Origin of the sequence: Pseudonocardia sp. SID8383, from assembly GCF_009864975.1 — a bacterium.
Classification (GTDB): Bacteria; Actinomycetota; Actinomycetes; order Mycobacteriales; family Pseudonocardiaceae; genus Pseudonocardia; species Pseudonocardia alni.
In genome coordinates this window covers 1-706 of sequence record NZ_WWFY01000701.1, presented here as the reverse complement: position 1 = coordinate 706, position 706 = coordinate 1, and the positions used below count along the sequence as shown (strand labels likewise).

The window sequence follows — 706 nt, the reverse complement described above, 5'->3', positions numbered from 1 at the left end:
AAGCCTCCGGGACCGAACGGGCCTCCGGGGCCGAACCCGCGGCCGGGACCGAAGGCCCGGCCGCCGGGCCCGCGTCCGCGGCGGTGGGCGCGACCGTGGCGGTGGCCGGGTCCGCCCTCGTCGCGGGGGTCGTCACGGTCGTCGCCGTGGACGTCGGGGGTGTCGTGCATGGCTGCCTCCTCCGGGCCGCAGGGGAACCCGGCGCCGCGGTGGCCCCGGGGGTGTCGGTGGATGCGGGGCCCGAAGGGGCTCCGGAACATGTCGCGCGTGGTCATGACGTGTGGTCCTCTCGTCGTGAGCCTCCTTGTCGATCGGCTCGTGTGCCATCACGATATATCGCGACTGCTCTACGTTGCAACGGTGATGGCCTGAGAATGTCCTGAGGGTGCGCGGAGCGGCCCGTGGCGGGTTCACTGTCCCGGCGGGCCGGCGGGCGGTCCGCCGGATGTGAGGGGGAGTCGTGGGGCGTCACGACGCAGGGGCCGGCCGGGCCGGCGAGGTACCGGAGGACACGGCCGAGGAGGTCGACCTCAGCGATGTCTCCGCGGCGCAGCTGCGGGACCGGCTCTCCGCGCGGTCCGACGGCCGCGACGACCAGGTCGTCGACGCCGCGCGCGAGCTGCGGGCGAGCCTGGACCGGCTCGGCGCGGGTCTCGCGGCGCGCCGTGCGGCGCTCGTCGGACGGGCGGGGGAGATCGCCCGGGCC

The 706-nt window shown here is 76.2% G+C and carries 1 protein-coding gene; it reads left to right on the top strand.

Annotated elements, in window-relative coordinates:
* Positions 1 to 460 precede the first annotated feature (460 nt).
* Positions 461 to 706 (top strand): hypothetical protein (locus tag GTW08_RS16940; protein ID WP_202417282.1); only part of this gene is annotated, 246 nt, incomplete at its 3' end.